This is a genomic window from Collimonas humicola (assembly GCF_018304945.1).
Lineage (GTDB): Bacteria > Pseudomonadota > Gammaproteobacteria > Burkholderiales > Burkholderiaceae_D > Collimonas > Collimonas humicola.
On the sequence record NZ_JAGQEE010000010.1, the window covers coordinates 66,788 to 86,319 of the forward strand.

Annotated in this window: 17 protein-coding genes; 10 read left to right on the forward strand and 7 right to left on the reverse strand. The window is 62.1% G+C overall.

From position 1 onward, the window contains the following. The first annotated feature begins 43 nt into the window (after positions 1-43). From hda to panB, 6 genes are all read left to right on the forward strand, one after another. Complete coding sequence (hda, locus tag KHU30_RS23105; RefSeq protein ID WP_211444953.1) at positions 44-745, forward strand: DnaA regulatory inactivator Hda; 702 nt, start codon at positions 44-46, stop codon at positions 743-745. Beyond that, positions 742-1,416, forward strand: a complete 675-nt coding sequence (locus KHU30_RS23110; RefSeq protein WP_211444954.1) for a histidinol-phosphatase — start codon at positions 742-744, stop codon at positions 1,414-1,416. The genes hda and KHU30_RS23110 overlap by 4 nt, the downstream gene beginning before the upstream one ends. Then, on the forward strand, positions 1,413-2,789 hold the full coding sequence (pcnB, locus tag KHU30_RS23115) for a polynucleotide adenylyltransferase PcnB (RefSeq protein WP_211444955.1): 1,377 nt from the start codon (positions 1,413-1,415) through the stop codon (positions 2,787-2,789). Before KHU30_RS23110 ends, pcnB begins: the two co-directional genes overlap by 4 nt. 4 nt (positions 2,790-2,793) lie before the next feature. Next, positions 2,794-3,303, forward strand: a complete 510-nt coding sequence (folK, locus tag KHU30_RS23120) for a 2-amino-4-hydroxy-6-hydroxymethyldihydropteridine diphosphokinase (protein ID WP_211444956.1) — start codon at positions 2,794-2,796, stop codon at positions 3,301-3,303. Positions 3,304-3,399: 96 nt separating this feature from the next. After that, the gene (locus KHU30_RS23125; RefSeq protein ID WP_211445019.1) at positions 3,400-4,047 is read left to right on the forward strand and encodes a deoxynucleoside kinase; all 648 of its coding nucleotides are present in this window, start codon (positions 3,400-3,402) and stop codon (positions 4,045-4,047) included. 2 nt (positions 4,048-4,049) lie between these two features. Continuing rightward, positions 4,050-4,883 carry a 3-methyl-2-oxobutanoate hydroxymethyltransferase gene (gene panB / locus KHU30_RS23130; RefSeq protein WP_211444957.1) on the forward strand — a complete coding sequence of 278 codons (834 nt, stop codon included), beginning with the start codon at positions 4,050-4,052 and terminating at the stop codon, positions 4,881-4,883. A 17-nt stretch (positions 4,884-4,900) separates the two neighbouring features. Here panB and KHU30_RS23135 read toward each other — a convergent pair whose 3' ends face one another. The 7 genes from KHU30_RS23135 to KHU30_RS23165 all read right to left on the reverse strand — a co-directional run bounded on the left by KHU30_RS23135 (position 4,901) and on the right by KHU30_RS23165 (position 11,085). Then, on the reverse strand, positions 4,901-5,407 hold the full coding sequence (locus KHU30_RS23135) for a GNAT family N-acetyltransferase (protein ID WP_211444958.1): 507 nt from the start codon (positions 5,405-5,407) through the stop codon (positions 4,901-4,903). 27 nt (positions 5,408-5,434) lie between these two features. Then, positions 5,435-6,310, reverse strand: coding sequence for a peptidase (locus KHU30_RS23140; protein ID WP_211444959.1), 876 nt, complete (start codon positions 6,308-6,310; stop codon positions 5,435-5,437). 116 nt (positions 6,311-6,426) lie between these two features. Next, on the reverse strand, positions 6,427-7,239 hold the full coding sequence (locus KHU30_RS23145) for a transglutaminase family protein (protein ID WP_211445020.1): 813 nt from the start codon (positions 7,237-7,239) through the stop codon (positions 6,427-6,429). Between the two features lie 19 nt (positions 7,240-7,258). Beyond that, on the reverse strand, positions 7,259-8,278 hold the full coding sequence (locus tag KHU30_RS23150) for an alpha-E domain-containing protein (RefSeq protein WP_211444960.1): 1,020 nt from the start codon (positions 8,276-8,278) through the stop codon (positions 7,259-7,261). A 1-nt stretch (position 8,279) separates the two neighbouring features. Next, complete coding sequence (locus KHU30_RS23155; RefSeq protein WP_211444961.1) at positions 8,280-9,695, reverse strand: circularly permuted type 2 ATP-grasp protein; 1,416 nt, start codon at positions 9,693-9,695, stop codon at positions 8,280-8,282. Positions 9,696-9,963: 268 nt separating this feature from the next. After that, positions 9,964-10,398: a cupin domain-containing protein gene (locus KHU30_RS23160; protein ID WP_211444962.1), complete on the reverse strand. Its 435-nt coding sequence runs from the start codon at positions 10,396-10,398 to the stop codon at positions 9,964-9,966. Between the two features lie 33 nt (positions 10,399-10,431). Then, positions 10,432-11,085, reverse strand: coding sequence for a glutathione S-transferase family protein (locus KHU30_RS23165; protein ID WP_211444963.1), 654 nt, complete (start codon positions 11,083-11,085; stop codon positions 10,432-10,434). A gap of 140 nt (positions 11,086-11,225) precedes the next feature. Between KHU30_RS23165 and KHU30_RS23170 the strand changes: the two genes are divergently transcribed. From KHU30_RS23170 to KHU30_RS23185, 4 genes are all read left to right on the forward strand, one after another. Further along, positions 11,226-12,452 carry a polyhydroxyalkanoate depolymerase gene (locus tag KHU30_RS23170; RefSeq protein WP_211444964.1) on the forward strand — a complete coding sequence of 409 codons (1,227 nt, stop codon included), beginning with the start codon at positions 11,226-11,228 and terminating at the stop codon, positions 12,450-12,452. Positions 12,453-12,546: 94 nt separating this feature from the next. Beyond that, on the forward strand, positions 12,547-15,906 hold the full coding sequence (locus KHU30_RS23175) for a transglutaminase family protein (protein WP_211444965.1): 3,360 nt from the start codon (positions 12,547-12,549) through the stop codon (positions 15,904-15,906). Between the two features lie 121 nt (positions 15,907-16,027). Then, a complete protein-coding gene (locus tag KHU30_RS23180) occupies positions 16,028-18,577 on the forward strand; it encodes a circularly permuted type 2 ATP-grasp protein (protein WP_211444966.1) in 2,550 nt (849 codons plus the stop codon). Beyond that, on the forward strand, positions 18,577-19,509 hold the full coding sequence (locus KHU30_RS23185; RefSeq protein ID WP_211444967.1) for a transglutaminase family protein: 933 nt from the start codon (positions 18,577-18,579) through the stop codon (positions 19,507-19,509). The genes KHU30_RS23180 and KHU30_RS23185 overlap by 1 nt, the downstream gene beginning before the upstream one ends. Positions 19,510-19,532 lie beyond the last annotated feature (23 nt).

Here is a 19,532-nt window from a genome sequence, read left to right on the forward strand (position 1 = left end):
GCAGGTTTGTCGAACCACCTTAGGTAACAATGAAGAAATTAGCATGAGGCAGTTAACGCTGGACATAACTGCGGAAGAACCGCAGACCCTGGCTACTTTCGTGGTCGGGCAAAATCAAGAAGCTTTACAGTTCTTGCAGCGTCTGGTCGCGCCTAGCGCGGCATACCTCACCGCGCCCGGCGACCGTTTTGTCTACCTGTGGGGCGGCGCCGGCGCCGGCAAAAGCCACGTGCTGCGCGCCCTCGCCAGCAGCACCGGCGCGCGCCTGATCCGCGGCAGCCAGTATAACGGCGACGTTTTCAATTTTTCTCCGGATGTGCCCGGCTACCTGATCGACGATTGCGACAAGCTGTCGGCCGGCGACCAGATCGAAGCTTTCGCTCTGTTCAACCAGATCCGCGAGCATGGCGGCTGGCTGGTCACCAGCGGCCAGCTGCCGCCGTCCGAGCTGAGCGTGCGCGAAGATTTTCGCACCCGCCTTGGCTGGGGGTTGATCTACCAGCTGCATGGCCTCAGCGACGAAGAAAAAATCGCCGCCCTGACCCACGCGGCGCAAGTCCGCGGCCTGCACCTGTCGAGCGGCGTGTTACCCTACCTCATTACGCATTTCCGGCGCGATATGCGGTCTTTGACAGCCATGCTGAACGAACTGGACCGCTTTTCGCTGGAAACCCAGCGTCCCATAACGCTGCCTTTGCTGCGCAGCTTGTTGCAACTCGAATCCGAAGATAAACATTCACTATGAACCTGGCTTTATTCGACCTTGACCATACGCTGCTGCCCGTCGACTCCGACTATGAATGGGGGCAGTTCCTGGCGCGCATCGGCGCAGTCGATCCTGACGCTTTTGAAAAGAGCAACGCCGAGTGGTTCGCCCAGTACCAGGCCGGCACGCTGGACCCGGTCAAGTACCTGGAGTTTGCCTTCGGCACCTTGTCCAAGTTCCCGCGCAAGCAGCTCGATGCCTGGCACCAGCAGTTCATGCAGGAAGTGATCCTGCCGACGATCACGCCGGCGGCGCGCGCGCTGCTGCAAAAGCACCAGGATGCCGGCGACCTGGTGGCGATCGTCACCGCCACCAACAGCTTCGTCACCGAGCCGATCGCCAAGGCGCTGGGCGTCGATTTCCTGATCGCCTCGGACCCGGAAACCACGGATGACGGCGAGATTACCGGCCGCCTGGCGGACACGCCGACCTACGGCCCCGGCAAAGTGATCCACACCCGCGCCTGGCTGGCGACCATGGACATGACGCTGGCCAGTTTCCCGCGCAGTTATTTTTATAGCGACTCGCACAACGACCTGCCCTTGATGAAGCTGGTGACCGATCCGGTCGCCACCAACCCGAACGCCCTGTTGAAAGCCCACGCAAGTGAGCACGGCTGGCCCATCCTGAATTTATTCGACGCGCAATGATCAAGAAGCTGATTCGCTCCATCCTCGGGAAAAAGAAAAAAGATCCCACCCAACCGTTGATACTCGGCCCGAAAGAGCACGGCATCAATCCGCAACTGGTCTCGCCCAACGCGGTCAGGGTCACCAAGACGCTGCAGGATAACGGCTACAAGGCTTTTATCGTCGGCGGCGCCGTGCGCGACCTGCTGCTGGGGGTCAAGCCGAAGGATTTCGACGTCGCCACCAACGCCACGCCGGAACAGGTCAAGCGCCTGTTCCGGCGCGCCTTCATCATCGGCAAGCGCTTCCAGATCGTGCACGTGATGTTCGGCCAGGAACTGATCGAAGTCACCACCTTCCGCGGCGCTTCCTCCGACGGCTCGCCCAAAGACGAGCATGGCCGCGTGCTGCGCGACAATACCTTCGGCGAGCAGCATGAAGATGCGGTGCGGCGCGATTTCACCATCAATGCGATGTACTACGATCCGGCCACCGAAAGCGTGCTCGACTACCACGGCGGCATCGCCGACATCCGCGCCAAGACCTTGCGCATCATCGGCGAGCCGGAAGCGCGCTATCGCGAAGATCCGGTCCGCATGCTGCGCATCGTGCGTTTCGCCGCCAAGCTGAAATTCACCATCGATCCCGCCACCCGCGCGCCGATCCCGGTGATGGCGGCGCTGATCGACAATGTGCCGGCGGCACGGGTGTTCGATGAGATGCTGAAACTGCTGATGAGCGGCCACGCGCTGGCCTGCCTGCAGCAATTGCGCAAGGAAGGCTTGCATCACGGTCTGCTGCCGCTGCTGGACGTGGTGCTGGAGCAGCCGCTGGGCGAGAAGTTCGTGACGCTGGCGCTGGCCAATACCGACGTGCGCGTTCAGCAAGGCAAGCCGGTTTCCCCGGGTTTCCTGTTCGCCTCGCTGCTGTGGCACCAGGTGCTGGAAAAGTGGAGCGCCTACAAGGCGGCCGGCGAATTCCCAATCCCGGCGCTGCATCTGGCCGCCGACGACGTGCTGGAAGCGCAGACCGACAAGCTGGCCCTGCAGCGCAAGATCGCCTCCGACATGCGCGATATCTGGGCCATGCAGCCGCGCTTTGAGCGGCGCACCGGCAAGGCGCCATACAAGATGCTGGAACACCTGCGCCTGCGCGCCGGCTACGATTTCCTGCTGCTGCGTTGCGCTTCCGGCGAAATCGACAGCGAAATCGGCGAATGGTGGACCGCCTTCATGGAAGGCGACGGCGACGAGCGCGAAGCATTGATGGCGCAAAAGCCGAGAGTGGCGGCCGAGGCCGCTCCCGCCAAGAAGCGTGCGCGCCGGCGCGGTTCCCGCAGCGGCGCCAAGCCGGTCAACCCGGGCGGCCGCGGCGACGATGGGCAAGGCGCCTGATCCTATGACGTCGACGGTCACGTCTAATGCGGCTGGCCCTGCGGTCACCGCCTATATCGGCATCGGCGCCAATCTGGGCGACGCTGCCGGCCAGGTGCAGCGCGCCATCCTGCAGCTCGGCAAGCTGCCGCATACCAGCCTGGGCAGCCAGTCCAGCCTGTTCTGCACGGCGCCGCTGGATGCCGGCGGCGACGATTACGTCAATGCCGTGGCGCGCATCGAAACCCGCCTCGGCGCCCATGAACTGCTGCGAGGCTTGCAGCAGATCGAACAGGATTTCGGCCGTGAGCGCCCCTATCCGAATGCGCCACGCACGCTGGACCTGGACCTGCTGCTGTACGGCCAGTCCAGCATCCAGGACGATGTGCTGACGGTGCCGCATCCGCGCATGACGCAACGCGCTTTTGTCCTGATCCCGCTATTGCAGATCGATCCCTTCATCGTCATTCCCAAGCACGGCGCGGCGCATCAGTTCGCCCCGCTGGTGGCGGACCAGCGTATCCGCAAACTATAGAGCGCGTGCTTTCCAGGGCCAAGTGCCGGATGCGGCAGCTTCTGGCACACTGTTGTCTTTGCGCACGCGCCATTCACGGTTGAACAACGGTTGAACATGAATCTAGACAGCTATAAATACATCGTCGTAGAAGGCCCCATCGGCGCCGGCAAGACCACGCTGGCCAACAAGATTGCAATCCATCTGGGCGCGCGGGTCTTGCTGGAACAGCCGCAGGCCAACCCCTTCCTGGAAAAATTTTATCGGGACGCCTCCCGTTACGCGCTGTCGACCCAGATGTTTTTCCTGTTCCAGCGCATCAGCCAGTTGCGCGAGGCCTCGCAGAACGATTTGTTCGACAGCCGCAACCACCTGGTCGCCGATTTCCTGCTGGCCAAGGATGCCATTTTCGCCAGCTTGACTCTGGCCGATGAAGAGCTCAAGCTGTACCAGCAGATGTACGATCATCTGCGGCCGCAGGCGGCTACGCCGGACCTGGTGATCTACCTGCAGGCCGAGCCGGAAACCCTGATGGAACGCATCAGGATGCGCGGCATTGAAATGGAAACGGCGATCACCCAGGAATACCTGACGCGCCTGTGCGAAAGCTACAGCCGCTTCTTTCATCATTACGACGACGCGCCCTTGCTGATCGTCAACAACGAACATCTGGACCTAGCCGGCAGCGATGCCGATTTCAGCTTACTCTTGGCGCGTATCGACAGCATGCGCGGCAGGCGTGAATTTTTCAATCGTGGAGAATGACAATGGCAGCTTATTTACAAGATGGCGGCGCGACAGCGGCGCGCAGCAAACCGATGACCATCCCGGCCTTGCAGGCGCTGCGCGACAAAGGTGAAAAGATCACTATGCTGACCTGCTACGACGCCAGCTTTGCGGCATTGATGGATCGCTGCGGCGTCGAGACTTTGCTGATCGGCGATTCGCTCGGCATGGTGTGCCAGGGCCACAGCTCGACCCTGCCGGTGACGGTGCAGGATATCGCTTATCACACCGCCAGCGTGGCGCGCGGCAATCGCACGGCGCTGGTGCTGGCCGACCTGCCGTTCGGCGCCTACGCCACGCCGGAAAGCGCGTTTGCCAACGCCGTGCCGGTGATCCAGGCGGGCGCGCAGATGATCAAGATAGAAGGCGGCGCCTGGCTGGCGCCGACGGTGCGTTTCCTGACCGAACGGGCGGTCCCGGTATGCGGCCACCTGGGGCTGACGCCGCAGTCGGTGCACCAGATGGGCGGTTATAAAGTGCAGGGCAAGACCAGCGCCGCCGCCGAGCAGCTGAAGGCCGACGCCCTGGCCCTGCAGGAAGCCGGCGCCAGCCTGCTGGTGCTGGAAGCGATTCCGGCCGCGCTGGGCAAGGAAGTCAGCGAACTGCTGACGATTCCTACCATCGGCATCGGCGCCGGCCCGGACTGTTCAGGCCAGGTGCTGGTGATGCATGACCTGATGGGCGTTTTTCCCGGTCACAAGGCGCGTTTCGTGAAAGATTTCATGGAAGGCCAGACCAGCATCGATGCTGCCGTGCTGGCGTATGTGCGGGCGGTCAAGGACAAGTCGTTCCCGGCGCCGGAACACTGCTTCTGAGCAGATGACCGGCGATGCTACTGCGGCTGCAGCTGCATCGCCATTTCATGCCAGGCCATGCCGCCATGGCCGGACTCCGACGCCTTGAGGTAGGTGAAGCCGAGGTTTTCGTAGAGCGCCACATGGCGCTCTTTGCACATCAGGTGGATGCTCGATTTGCGCAGGGCGCGCATGCGGGCGATGAATTCCTTCATCAGCTGCCTGGCAATGCCGCGTCCCTGGAAATCCGGATGCACCACCACCGACATGATCACCACATGCGGTCCGTCCGGGTCGTGGCCGATCAGTTCCTTGAATGCCTCGTCCGACATCTCGACCTGGAACGCCGCGCCGCCGTTGATGAAGCCGGCCACCACGCCGTCGATTTCATACACGATGAAACCCTGCGGCCAGGTGGCGATGCGGGTGGCGATCTTTTCTTTCGTGGCGGCTTCGTCGCCCTCGTAGGAAATCGATTCGATCTGGTAGCAGCGTTCGAGATCGGCGCCGGCGACGAGACGGATCAGGCAGTCGTTTGAAATCATGGATGTGCAGGGGCCTTGCGGCAAGCTTCAGGGCTGCTCGTTGCCTTCGGGGCCTTGAGCCAGGGTTTGCAGCGGCACTGGCTGTGCAGGATTGGCGTTGACCACGGGCGGCGCCAGCACCAGCGCTTCGCTGAGCGAACCCTTGGCCAGCACCACGTTCGGCACAGTGTCGGGATTGGCGTTCCAGACCGGATCGGCGAGGCCGTTGAACACCGCGGTCAGCTGCTTGCCCCAGTTCTCGTGGATCATCTGGAAGTACTGGTTCTTTTCGTCGATGGTGACGAAGCGGGTCACCGCCAGCGTGCCGCTGCCGTACAGCAGCAGGTCCAGCGGCAGGCCGACCGAGATGTTGGAGCGCATGGTGGAATCCATCGAGATCAGCGCGCACTTGGCGGCCTGGTCGAGGGTGGACGCCGGGGTGATCACGCGGTCCAGGATAGGCTTGCCGTACTTCGCCTCGCCGATCTGGAAATAGGTGTTTTCATTTAGCGATTCGATGAAATTGCCGGCTGCGTAGACCTGGAACAAGCGGCATGCCTCGCCCTTGATCTGGCCGCCGAAGATGATGCCGACGTTGAACTCGATGCCGAATTTTTCCAGCTTCTGCGCCTCGCGGTCGTACACCACGCGCACCGCTTCACCGACGATCTGCGCCGCTTCGTACATGGTCGCCACGGTCCAGATGGTCTTGCCGGCGGCGTTGACGTATTCGCCGATGACTTGCTTGATCGATTGCGAAATGGAGAGGTTGCCGGCGGTCATGAACACCATCAAGCGCTCGCCCGGGTTCTCGAATACGCTCATCTTGCGCGCGGTGGCAACGTGGTCCACTCCGGCATTGGTGCGGGAGTCGGAGAGGAAAACCAGACCGGAGTCCAGGCGCAGTGCGACGCAGTAAGTCATGATGTCAAAGAAAAATACAAAGTGGAGATTCTACAGGAAGCGGCAGCCGCTGCCCCGCCGCGACGCAGATTTTGTGGTTGAATTTACAACAAACTGTGGCATGGCGGCGAGCCGTCTCATTGTTGCGATGGCAATGCGGAAACATTCACCTGTACGCTCATGGTTTCTTCACCGCCGCCGCGGCGCACGCCACGCACCGGCGCCGCCGATTCGTAGTCGCGCCCAATTGCCAATCGACAATAATTGTCGCTGGCAAAGCAGGCGTGGGTGACGTCGATGCTGATCCAGCCGGCGAATGCGCCTTCCTGCACCCAGACGTCGACCCAGGCATGGCTTTCGGCATGGCTGGTATTGCCGGGATCGATATAGCCGGACACGTAGCGCGCGGGAATCCCCAGCGTGTGGCAGCAGGCCAGGAACAGGTGCGCATGGTCCTGGCACACGCCCTGGCCCAGCGCCAGGGCGTCGTCGGCGCTGCTGGTCACGGCGGTGGAGCCGCTCTGGTAGGCCACCGCGCTGCAGATCGCCTGCGCCAGGTCGAGCAGCCGCCGGCTGTCGGCGCCTGCCTGCAGATGGCGGTAAGCGAAATCCATGACGGCGGCAGTGGGCTGAGCCAGCGCCGTCGGCACGGTGAACACCAGCGGCGAAAACTCTCCGGCTTGCGGCAGCCGGCCTTCCTGCAATGGCGTCACCGCCACCGTGCCTTCCGCGATGATGCGCACCTCGTGGTGCGGCTTGGTGACGGTCAGCATGTGGCTCAGGTTGCCGAAGGCATCGGCGAATGGATGGCGGCTGCCGGAACTGCTGATATGCCATGCCAAGGTGCGTTGCTGCGCTTCCGCGCGCGGCCACAGCCGCAGCTGCTGAATCGTGTAAGTCAGGGCTGCGGTGTAGTGATAGACGGTCTCATGGCGGATGGTGAGCAGCATCAGGTTGAACAATCGGCCATCAGGTATTGAGGGGCACCAGGAAATCGCGGCTGATGCGATTGCCGAGTTCGAAGATGCGCTCGAAGAAGCGGGTCAGGTAATCGTGCAGGCCGGCGTCGAGGATTTCATCCAGGTTGCTGAACTTGAGGTCGGCGTGCAGCTTGCCGGCGAAGCGTTCGGTGTCGGAGGAAATATCGTTGTGCACATGCTTGAGATTGCCGACCACCTGCTCCATGCAGGACAGCAGCGAGCGCGGCATGTCCGGCCGCAGTATCAGCAGGTCGGCCACGCGCGCCGGCGTGATGACGTCGCGATATACCTTGCGGTAGATCTCGAAGCCCGACACCGAGCGCAGGATCGCCGCCCAGTAGTAGAAATCGATTTGCGGATCGGCGGCGATGGCGTCCTGGTCCTGGCTTTGCTGCTGGCGGATCTGCTGGCTTTGCTGGTGGCCGTTCTGGCCCTTCATGTAGCTGCTTTCCTTGGCGCCGTGGAATTTGACATCGATGATGCGCGCGGTATTGTCGGCGCGCTCGAGGAAAGTCCCCAGGCGGATGAAGTGGAAAGCCTCGTCCTTCAGCATGGTGCCGATGGTGACGCCGCGCGACAGATGCGAGCGATGCTTGACCCATTCGAAAAACTCGGCCGGATTCTGTTCCAGCGCGTTGGTCTGCAGATAGCCTTGCATCTTGATCCAGGTCGCATTCTGGATTTCCCAGGCTTCCGTGGTCAGGGCGCCGCGCACCGCGCGCGCATTCTCGCGCGCCTGCTTCAGGCAGGAGGCGATTGAGGACGAGTTGCTGGGATCGCGCACCATGAAATCGATCACGTCCTTTTGCGTCAGCACATCGTATTTCTTGTCGTAGGCCTGGGTCAGCTCGGAAATGCCGAGCACGGCGCGCCAGCCCTTTTCGACATCATCGACCGACTGCGGCAGCAGCCCGGTCTGCACATGCACATCCAGCATGCGCGCGGTGTTTTCGGCCCGCTCGGTATAGCGGGACATCCAGAACAAATGGTCAGCGGTACGGCTCAGCATGTTATTTCTCCAGAATCCAGGTGTCTTTGGTGCCGCCGCCTTGGGACGAGTTGACCACCAGCGAGCCTTCCTTGAGGGCGACGCGGGTCAGGCCGCCGCGCACCAGGGAGACGTTCTTGCCGGACAGGACAAACGGCCGCAGGTCGAGATGGCGTGGCGCGATGCCTGATTCGACATAGGTCGGGCAGGCCGACAGCGCCAGCGTCGGCTGGGAGATATAACCATCCGGCTTGGCGATCACGCGCTGGCGGAAGTCTTCGATTTCCTGCTTGGTCGAGGCCGGCCCCACCAGCATGCCGTAGCCGCCGGCGCCGTGCACTTCCTTGACCACCAGGTCCTTGAGATTGTCGAGGGTGTATTGCAGGTCTTCCTTCTTGCGGCACTGGAAGGTCGGCACATTGTTGAGGATAGGGGTTTCCGACAGGTAGAACTTGACCATGTCCGGCACGAAGGGATACACCGACTTGTCGTCGGCGACGCCGGTGCCGATGGCGTTCGCCAGCGTCACATTGCCGGCGCGGTACACCGACAGCAGGCCGGGTACGCCGAGCGAGGAATCGGGACGGAAGGCGAGCGGGTCGAGGTAGTCGTCGTCGATGCGGCGATAGATCACGTCGACCCGCTTGGGGCCGCGCGTGGTGCGCATGTAGACGTGGTTGTCGTTGACGAACAGATCCTGTCCTTCAACCAGTTCCACGCCCATCTGCTGGGCCAGGAAAGCGTGCTCGAAATAGGCTGAGTTGTACATGCCCGGCGTCATCACCACCACGGTCGGATCGGTGACGCCGACCGGCGCCACTGAGCGCAGGTTATCCAGCAGCATGTCGGGATAGTGGTCGACCGGCGCGATCTTGTGGCGCAGGAACAGCTCGGGGAACAGCCGCATCATCATCTTGCGGTTTTCCAGCATGTAGGAAACGCCCGACGGCACCCGCAGGTTATCTTCCAGCACGTAGAACTCGCCTTCGCCGGCGCGCACGATGTCGACCCCGGCGATGTGCGCGTAGATGTCCGAAGCCACCGAGATGCCTTGCATTTCAGGGCGGTACTGGGCATTGCGGAAGATCTGCTCGGCCGGTATCACGCCCGCCTTGACGATGTTCTGCTCATGATAGATATCATGGATGAACATGTTGAGCGCCTTGACGCGCTGGATCAGGCCGGCTTCGAGCTGCGCCCATTCCTGAGCATGGATGATGCGCGGAATGATGTCGAAGGGGATCAGGCGTTCGGTGCCGGCATCGTTGCCGTAGACTGCAAAGGTGATGCCGACGCGGCGGAAGATCAGATCGGCTTCGGCGCGTTTGCGCGCAATGGTTTCAGCCGTCTGGGCATTGAGCCAATTGGAAAATTCGTTGTAATGCGGACGCACCAACGAGCTGCCATCGGAGTACATTTCATCGAAAAAATTTGCCATGATCTTGCTTTGCTGTGGTTTGATCGGGAACTATCAAGTAGCTATCAAGAAGCGTGCCTGTAGCACGCTATGTATTGACGTTTAAGCATTAACTTATTCAAAGACTAACATGTGGTCTCGTGTCTTGAACAGGCTTTATTTGCAACAATGCGGCGTCAACTCTTAGCAAATTTTGCATATGTCTGGTGGCGGCCTCCGTCTTGTTTTAGGTGAGAGGTAGTGCATGCTGCTGCATGGCCTGGTTCGTCAGAGTGCGTTCATATGGCTCTCATGCCCATGGCTTGGGCGCCGGGACGGCGCAGGGGCCGGGCATGTCGATCGACGTGAATGCTGCCGGGCTAACGATTTCAAGATACTCCATGTCTTCCGAGTAGTCGAATAAAAAATGCACGATACCGGGGCGCTGGTGCACGCAATCGCCGGCCTTGACCAGGGTTTCCTTGTCTTCGTACATGAAGCGGGCCCAGCCCTTGAGCATGTAGACGATATGGAAATCCGCTTCGTGGCGATGCCAGCCGGTGCCGACTTCCGGCGCCATGTTGGCCTTCACCAGATGCGCCACCACCTTGCCGCCGGTGGCGGCGGCGATGCCGAGATCGCGGTACAGGAAAAAATCGCGCAGGCCGCCGGACTGGAATTCGGTGTCGCCTTCGCGGACATGCGAAAACAGATTTGTCGAGCCTGTTTCTTTACCGGTATCCATCGGACACTCCTTTCATGATTCATCAAGGCCAGGTCAGAATTCCACATCCAGTTCATTGATATCTTCCGGCTCCAGCTTGGCCGCCTTGATCCATTCCTGCATCTCCGGCATGGCGATGATGCGCTTGCAATAGGCGTTGCAGACCGAATCGAGCTTGACGTCGTAGGTGACGAAGCGGGTCGCCACCGGCGCGTACATGGCGTCGGCCATCGAACGTTCGCCGAACAGGAAGGGGCCGCCGTAGGTTGCCAGGCACTGTTTCCAGATGGTGGTGATGCGCTTGATGTCGGCCTCGGCGCGCGACCACACCTTGAAGTCGGGAAAGTGCGCCTTGATGTTCATCGGCAGCGCCGAGCGCAGCGAGCTGAAACCGGAATGCATTTCGCCGCAGATCGAGCGGCAGTGGGCGCGGGCGGCGCGATCCGCCGGCAGCAGGCCGGCCTTGGGGCGGATCTCGTGCAGGTATTCGCCGATCGCCAGCGTATCCCACACCACGATGTTGCCGTGATACAGGCAAGGCACCAGGATCGACGACGACAGCAGCAGGATTTCCGCGCGGGCGTCGGGATCGTCCGGCGAGATGATGTTTTCCTGGAATTCCAGGCCGGAAAATCGGGTCAGCAGCCAGCCGCGCAAGGACCATGACGAATAATTCTTGCTGGTGATGCTCAAGGTGGTTTTAGGCATGGCAATATTCTTCCGTAGGGGTCGAAAGGGATTGGATTGGCAAACCGTTTGTTAATTACCGAGCAAGCACCGTGCCAGAGGTTTGGGCATGGTTATTGCAGCTGAAGGGAATGCCGGCATTCCAATAATAGGGTAGTCCCATGACGAAAATTTACCAGGCATATCAGGGCTATGCGGACCTCAGCGACCCCATGCGCATCTTGGCTGGCGCTACTGCACCAATGTTCGGCGCCAGATGGCCGGGCTGGCCGGAGAGCCTGACGCTGCGCAAGCTGGCGGCGGCCTGCGAAGTGTTTGCATGCACCCAGTTGACGCACCAGCGCCCGGCATTCGGGATAAACAGCGCGGAAGAAGGCGGCCGCACAGTTTCGGTGCAAGAAGAGGTGGCCGACCAGACGCCGTTCTGCACCTTGTTGCGTTTCCGCAAGGAAACCAAAGTTCCGCAACCGCGTATCCTGCTGGTGGCGCCGATGTCGGGCCACTTCGCCACCTTGCTGCGAGGCACTGTCGTCACCCTGTTGCGCGATCACGATGTCTACATCACCGACTGGCACAATGCGCGCGATGTCGCCCTCTGCGACGGCCGCTTCGGCTTCGACGAATATGTCGCCCACCTGATCCGCTTCATCGAGAAAATCGGCCCCGGCACGCACCTGGTGGCGGTTTGCCAGCCAACCGTGGCGGCGCTGGCGGCGGTCTCGCTGATGGCGGCCGAGCACCATCCGGCGCAGCCGGCCAGCATGACACTGATGGCCGGTCCGATCGATACCCGCATCAATCCGACCGCGGTCAACGAGTTGGCGAAAAGCAAGCCTATCGCCTGGTTCGAGAAAAACCTGGTGAGCACCGTTCCGGTCCGCTACGCCGGCAGCCAGCGCCAGGTCTATCCTGGATTTTTGCAGCTGACGGCCTTCATGAACATGAACCTGGAGCGCCACCTTAAGGCTTTCCAGAACCTGTACAACTACCTGGTCGAAGGGGAGGATGAAAAAGCCAATACCATCAAGACCTTCTATGCCGAGTATTTCGCCATGTCGGACCTGGCGGCGGAGTTTTATCTGGAAACCGTGCAAAGCGTGTTCCAGGATCATGCGTTGCCGCTTGGCGAAATGCAGGCATTAGGGCGTACCATAGACCCGGCAGCGATCCGCCGCACCGCGCTGTTCACGGTCGAAGGAGAGAAGGATGACATCTGCGCGGTGGGGCAGACCGTGGCCGCGCAGGACATGTGTAGCGGCATACGGCCGTACATGAAGCTGCACCATGTGCAGACCGGGGTAGGGCATTATGGCGTCTTCAACGGCCGCCGCTGGGACAATGAAATCTATCCGCGCCTGCGCGAATTCGTCCACAGCCATGAGCCGTAGAGCGGCAAGGTTTTTTTGTCAGTTCGTTGAATATCCGGCAGCAGAATTTTCCGCTGGCCGATTTATTGATTGTTGATTGTCGCAAAGGATAGCCATGTCGATTCACGTTGCACTCAACCATCTCACTACCTACCGCTACGACAAGGCCATCAGCCTCGGCCCGCAGATCATCCGCCTGCGGCCGGCGCCGCATTGCCGTACCCGGATCCTGAGCTACTCCCTGCGGATCTTGCCGCAGCCGCATTTCATCAACTGGCAGCAAGACCCGCAGGCCAACTACCTGGCGCGCCTGGTGTTTCCGGAAAAAACCACCGAATTCCAGATCGAGGTCGACCTGGTGGCGGAGATGTCGGTGCTCAATCCTTTCGATTTCTTTCTCGAACCGTATGCCGAGAAAGTGCCGTTTTCCTATGCCGCGGAATTGCTCAACGAGCTGGAGCCGTACCGCAAGAAACTGCCGGTCACGCCGCAGCTGCAAACATTCCTGGATACGGTGCCGCGCGAAAAGATCCGTACTGAAGATTTCCTGGTCAACCTGAACCGGAACCTGGCGCAGCTGATCAGCTACACCATCCGCATGGAGCCGGGCGTGCAGACGCCGGAACAGACGCTGGACCTGGGCTCCGGCTCCTGCCGCGATTCCTCCTGGCTGCTGGTGCAGATCCTGCGCCACCTGGGGCTGGCGGCGCGCTTCGTTTCCGGCTACCTGATCCAGCTGACGGCGGACCAGAAATCGCTGGATGGCCCCTCCGGAACCGAGGTCGATTTCACCGACCTGCACGCCTGGTGCGAAGTATATCTACCGGGCGCCGGCTGGATCGGCCTCGATCCGACTTCCGGCTTGCTGGCCGGCGAAGGGCACATCCCGCTGTCGTGCACGCCGGAGCCATCGTCGGCGGCGCCGGTGAGCGGCATGGTGGAACAGAGCGAAGTGGAATTCGGCCACGCCATGAGCGTGCGCCGCATCTGGGAGTCGCCGCGCGTCACCAAGCCTTACAGCGAACAGCAATGGGAGCAGATCGAAGAACTCGGGCATGCCATCGACGACGACCTCGATGCGCTCGATGTGCGCCTGACCATGGGTGGCGAGCCGACCTTCGTGGCGCTCGATGATCCCGAGGGCGACGAGTGGAACACCGCCGCCATGGGACCCGGCAAGAAGCCGCTGGCGGCGCAGCTGTATCATCGCTTGCGCCAGCAGTATGCGGCGCAAGGCTTGCCGCATTTCGGCCAGGGCAAATGGTATCCGGGCGAACAGCTGCCGCGCTGGTCGCTGAATTGCTACTGGCGTCGCGACGGCGAACCGATCTGGAACACGCCTGAGCTGATCGCCGATGAAACAAAAAAGCAGGCCAGCGACGACAGCGTTGCCGAGCGCTTCCTGCATAGCGTCGCTGCGCGGCTGACGCTGGAACGGCAAAACGTCTTCGCCGCCTATGAAGACATCTACTATTACTTGTGGCGCGAACGCCGCCTGGCGATCAATGTCGACCCTTCCGACTCGCGGCTGGACGACAAGCAGGAGCGGGCGCGCCTGGCGCGGGTGTTTTCGCAAGGGTTGCGCAAGATCGCCGGCTATGTCCTGCCGCTGGCGCGCAGCGCCGACGAGCGCAGCTGGAAAAGCGGCAACTGGTACCTGCGCGGCGACCACTGTTATCTGCTGCCCGGCGATTCGCCGCTCGGCTATCGCCTGCCGCTCGATTCGCAGCCGTGGGTCAAGGCCGGCGATTATCCCTATGTGCATCAGCCCGATCCGACCCAGCAGTTCCAGCCGCTGCCGGTAGCGCGCCAGCAGCGCGACAAGCTGGCGCCGGCAAGTAACGCCAAGAGTGCGGCGGCGGCAAGCGATGCGCCGAAATACAGCACCGCGTTCAGCAGCGATCCGAATCTTGCCGCCAAGCTCACCAGCATACCGGCGCCCCTGGAATCGGCCGACAAGATCACGCGCACCGCCTTGTGCGCCGAAGTGCGCAACGGCGTGCTGTATCTGTTCATGCCGCCGCTGGCGCGCCTGGAAGATTACCTGGAACTGGTGGCGGCGATCGAGGCTACCGCCGAAACCCTGCAGCAGCCGATGCTGCTGGAAGGCTACGAGCCGCCTAACGATCCGCGCCTGAAGAAATTCAGCGTGACGCCGGATCCGGGCGTGATCGAAGTCAACGTCCAGCCGATGCATAGCTGGAGCGAGCTGGTGGCCAACACCAGCTATCTCTACGATGTCGCGCGCGAAACCCGCCTGACCACCGAGAAATTCATGCTCGACGGCCACCATTCCGGCACCGGCGGCGGCAATCACTTGGTGCTGGGCGGTGCCACCACCGGCGATTCGCCGTTCCTGCGGCGTCCCGATCTGCTGCGCAGCCTGATCAGTTACTGGAACAACCATCCGGCGCTGTCGTACCTGTTCTCGGGCATGTTCATCGGCCCCACCTCGCAGGCGCCGCGGGTCGATGAAGCGCGCAACGATTCGGTGGTGGAATTGGAACTGGCTTTCGCCGAAATGGAAAAGCAGCTGGCCAAGGATAACTGCGCGCCATGGCTGGTGGACCGCCTGCTGCGCAATCTGCTGATCGACGTCACCGGCAACACGCATCGCGCTGAATTCTGCATCGATAAACTGTATTCGCCGGACAGCAGCACCGGCCGCCTCGGCCTGCTGGAATTGCGCGCCTTTGAAATGCCGCCGCATGCACGCATGAGCCTGACCCAGCAACTGCTGTTGCGGGCGCTGGTGGCGCGCTTCTGGAAGACGCCGTACAAGCCGCCGCGCCTGGTGCGCTGGGGCACCGAGTTGCACGATCGTTTTCTGCTGCCACATTTCATCTGGCAGGATTTCTGCGACGTCATGGACGATCTGCAGCAGGCCGGCTATGCCTTCAAGGCGGAATGGTTCGCGCCGCACTTCGAGTTCCGCTTCCCGAAAATCGGCGACTATGCGGTCAACGGCATCGCACTCGAACTGCGCACGGCGCTTGAGCCATGGCATGTGCTGGGCGAGGAAAACCGCTCCGGCGGCAACGCCCGCTACGTCGATTCCTCGCTGGAACGGGTGCAGGTCAAGGTGAGCGGCATGGCGCCGGATCGCTATGTCCTCACCTGCAACGGCGTCGCCGTGCCGCTGCAGCCGACCGGCCGCGTCGGCGAGTTCGTCAGCGGCATCCGCTACCGCGCCTGGCAGCCGCCGTCGGCCCTGCATCCGACCATCGGCATCGATTCGCCGCTGACCTTCGACCTGGTCGATACCTGGAACAGCCGCAGCCTGGGCGGTTGCCAGTATCACGTGGTGCATCCGGGCGGACGCAGCTACGATACCTTTCCGGTCAATGCGTTCGAGGCGGAAAGCCGCCGCCTGGGACGTTATTTCCGTCTCAACCACACGCCGGGAACGATGCAGGTAAAGCTGCCGATAGCGTCCGTCGAGTTCCCATTTACGTTAGACTTACGTCACTTCTGACCAACCTCGCCATCCGGCGGCCGGTAAAGCTGTAGGGCAACTTGTGCCAAGTTGCCCGCTGGTTTTTCCTGCGCTGCAGCAGGTTGTCTTTAACCACTACAAGTGACGCAAGCGATCAACCATGTACCGGCGTTTACTCGAAAGTTATCCTGCTGAGGCCGATCGTTATGACGAAATGCTTGAGGCAGGCGGCCGCCTGCGGCCGCATTGGCGGACCCTGATCGACCAGCTGGAAGACCTTTCGCCGGAGGTGCTGCGGCGCCGCGCGCGCGAGGTGCGCGAAGCCATCGCCGCCGATGGCGTGACCTACAATGTGTATGCCGATCCACAAGGCGCCAACCGGCCCTGGGAACTGGATCTGTTGCCGCAGATCATTTCCGCCGAAGAATGGCAGACCCTGTCCGCCGCCGTCACCCAGCGCGCGAAACTGCTGAACGCGGTGCTGGCCGATCTCTACGGGCCGCAGTCGCTGCTGTCGGAAGGCTTGCTGCCGCCGGCGCTGGTGTTCGGCCAGCATGGCTATCTCTGGCCCTGCCGCGGCATCGAGCCGCCCGGCGGCGTCCACCTGCACCTGTATGCGATCGACCTGGCGCGTTCGCCGGATGGCCACTGGTGGGTCATTTCGGACCGCACCCAGGGTCCCTCGGGCGCCGGCTATGCTCTGCAAAACCGCCAGATCATGTCGCGCGCGATGCCGGACACGGTGCGCGACATGCATGTCCAGTCGCTGCTGAAATTTTTCCATACCCTGCACAACAGCCTGAGCGAGCTGGCGCCGGCCGGCGGCGAACCGCCGCTGGTGGTGCTGCTGACGCCGGGGCCGTATAACGAAACCTATTCGGAGCACGCCTTCCTGGCGCATACGCTGGGCTTCCCGCTGGTGGAAGGGGCGGACCTGATGGTGCGCGGCGACATGGTCTACCTGAAAACCCTGAGCGGCTTGCGCCGGGTGCATGCGATCCTGCGCCGGCTGGACGACGACTATTGCGATCCGCTCGAACTGCGCGCCGATTCCGCGCTGGGCATTCCGGGCCTGGTGCAGGCGGCGCGCCTGGGCAATGTGCTGATCGCCAATTCGCTCGGCAGCGGCGTGCTGGAATCTGGCGCCTTGCACGGCTTCCTGCCGGCCATCTGCCAGCGCCTGCTGGGCCAGCCGCTGGCGTTGCCGGCGGTGGCGTCCTGGTGGTGCGGCGAAAAGCCGGCGCTGGAATATACGCTGGCCAATCTTGAGCAGCTGGTGATCATGCCGGCCTTTCCCTCGATGCGCATGCAGCCGGTCTACGGCCACAGCCTGAACGCGCAGTCGCGCCAGCGCGTGGTCGACAGCCTGCTGGCTCAGCCGCACGCCTATGTGGCGCAGGAATGGGTGCGCTTGTCGCAGGCGCCGGTCTTGTCGCGCAGCGGCGAGTATCGCCTGATGAGCCGCGCCGTCAGCCTGCGCGTGTTCGTGGTGGCGGCTGCCGACGGCAGCTATCACGTGATGCCGGGCGGCCTGACGCGGGTGGCGCCGCGCCAGCGCAAGGATATCGTTTCGATGCAGCAGGGCGGCGCCAGCAAGGATGTCTGGGTGCTGGGGCAGATGCGGCCGGAAGCTGCCGACGGGGCAGCCGCGCCGGCTGAAAACCAGGACGGCCGGCAGCGTGCCCTGCACATCTCGCTGGACACCATCCGCAGCACGGTCGATATTTCTTCGCATGCCGGCGAAAACCTGTTCTGGATGGGCCGCTATGCCGAGCGTTGCGACAACCTGGCGCATCTGCTGCGCGCCACCTTGCAGCGCAGCACCGATCTGCAGGGCGATGCGCGCGAGAATTTTTATCAGTTGTGCGAGATTTGCCGCGGCCTCGGGATTGCCTTGCCGGCGCTCTCGGCGAGCGGACGGCCAACCATCAGCGCCATGCAGCAAGCCTTGATCGCGGCGATTGCCGATCCCGCTGCCGCCGCCAGCATCGCCGCCAATCTGCGCCATTTGCATCATTGCGGCTACCAGGTACGCGAACATCTTTCGCTCGACAATTGGCATGCCATCAACCGCATGCCGGGCCTGGCGGCAGATAGCGGCGGTGTCGGCGGCATGACGCCGGCCTTGGCGCTGCACATGCTCAACAATGTGATCCAGGCTTGCGTCGGCCTGGCCGGCCATGCGCTGGACGACACCACGCGCGATGAAGGCTGGCATTTCCTGATGCTGGGACGCCACATAGAACGCATGACGCACCTGGCGACCTTGTTCGGCCAGTTCCTGCGACTGCCGGCGGAAGCGCAGAACAAGATCTTGCCGTGGCTGCTGGAGTCGGCCAACAGCGTCGTCACCTATCGGGTGCGCTACCGGCGCGCGCCGGAGTGGCTGCCGGTCCTGCACCTGCTGGTGTTCGACGCCAGCAATCCGCACGGCATCGCGTTCCAGTTCCAGATGCTGGAGCGTTACCTGAGCGATATTGCCGGGCAGCTGGGCACGCTGAGCATGGATACGCCGGCGCATCTGTCGGCGCTGCTGCGCGAATTCGAGTTGCAGGATCTCAGCCACGATTCGCTGTTCGTGGCGGATGCGCATGCGCGCCTGGCGCAACTGATGCGCGATGCGATCACCGGCGCCTTTGCCTTGTCCGATGAGCTGGCGCGGCATTTTTTCACGCCGCTGAATGCCCCGGTCAGCCAGGGGGTGTCCTGATGAGCGAATACGTTTACCACATCCGCCACGATACGCATTATGCCTACTCGCAGCCGGTGCGGCTATCGCACCAGATGCTGCGCCTGACGCCGCGTTCGCTGCCATGGCAGACCTGCACTTCGCACGGCATAGCGATTGCTCCAGAGCCGCAAAACCTGCGCTTGCTGCTGGATAGCTTCGGCAATCCGATGCAGTCGTTTTCACTGGAAAGCGATCATACCGATCTGCGCGCCATCGCCGATTCCTGGGTGACCTTGACCCAGCGGCAGTTGTCGCCGCCGACGCCGCCGTGGGAGCTGGCGCGGACCAAGTTGTCTTACCAGGCCGGGCAGTTTTTATTGCCTGACGACCTGGAGGCGACGCGTTATCTGTTTGAATCGGCGCATGTGCGGATCAAGCGCGAGTTCCTGGCTTACGCGATGGAATCGTTTACCCCGGGCTTGTCTCTGCTGGACGGCATCCAGGTTCTGATGACGCGGATTTTCCGGGAGTTTACGTTCGATCCTTTGGCCACTACGGTTTCTACGCCAGTGACCGAGGTGTTTGCTACCCGGCGCGGGGTTTGCCAGGATTTTGCGCATTTCATGTTGTCTTGCCTGCGTTCACTGGGGCTGGCGGCGCGTTATGTCAGCGGTTATCTGCTGACCGAGCCGCCGCCGGGGCAGCCGCGCTTGATCGGGGCGGATGCATCGCATGCCTGGGTGTCGGTGTATTGTCCTGGCGTCGATGGGCAGGCTAGCAGCTGGATCGATGCCGATCCGACCAATGGCATTTTTCCTGACACCAGCCACATCACCTTGGGCTGGGGCCGCGACTTTCTCGATGTCTCGCCCTTGCGCGGGGTATTGATCGGCGGCGGCCAGCAAACCATGGATGTCGCGGTCACTGTCATGCCGGCGCATGAAGCGCCGGGATTTGGTTTTGCGGTATGAAGATTTTCCAGAACTGGGATCAG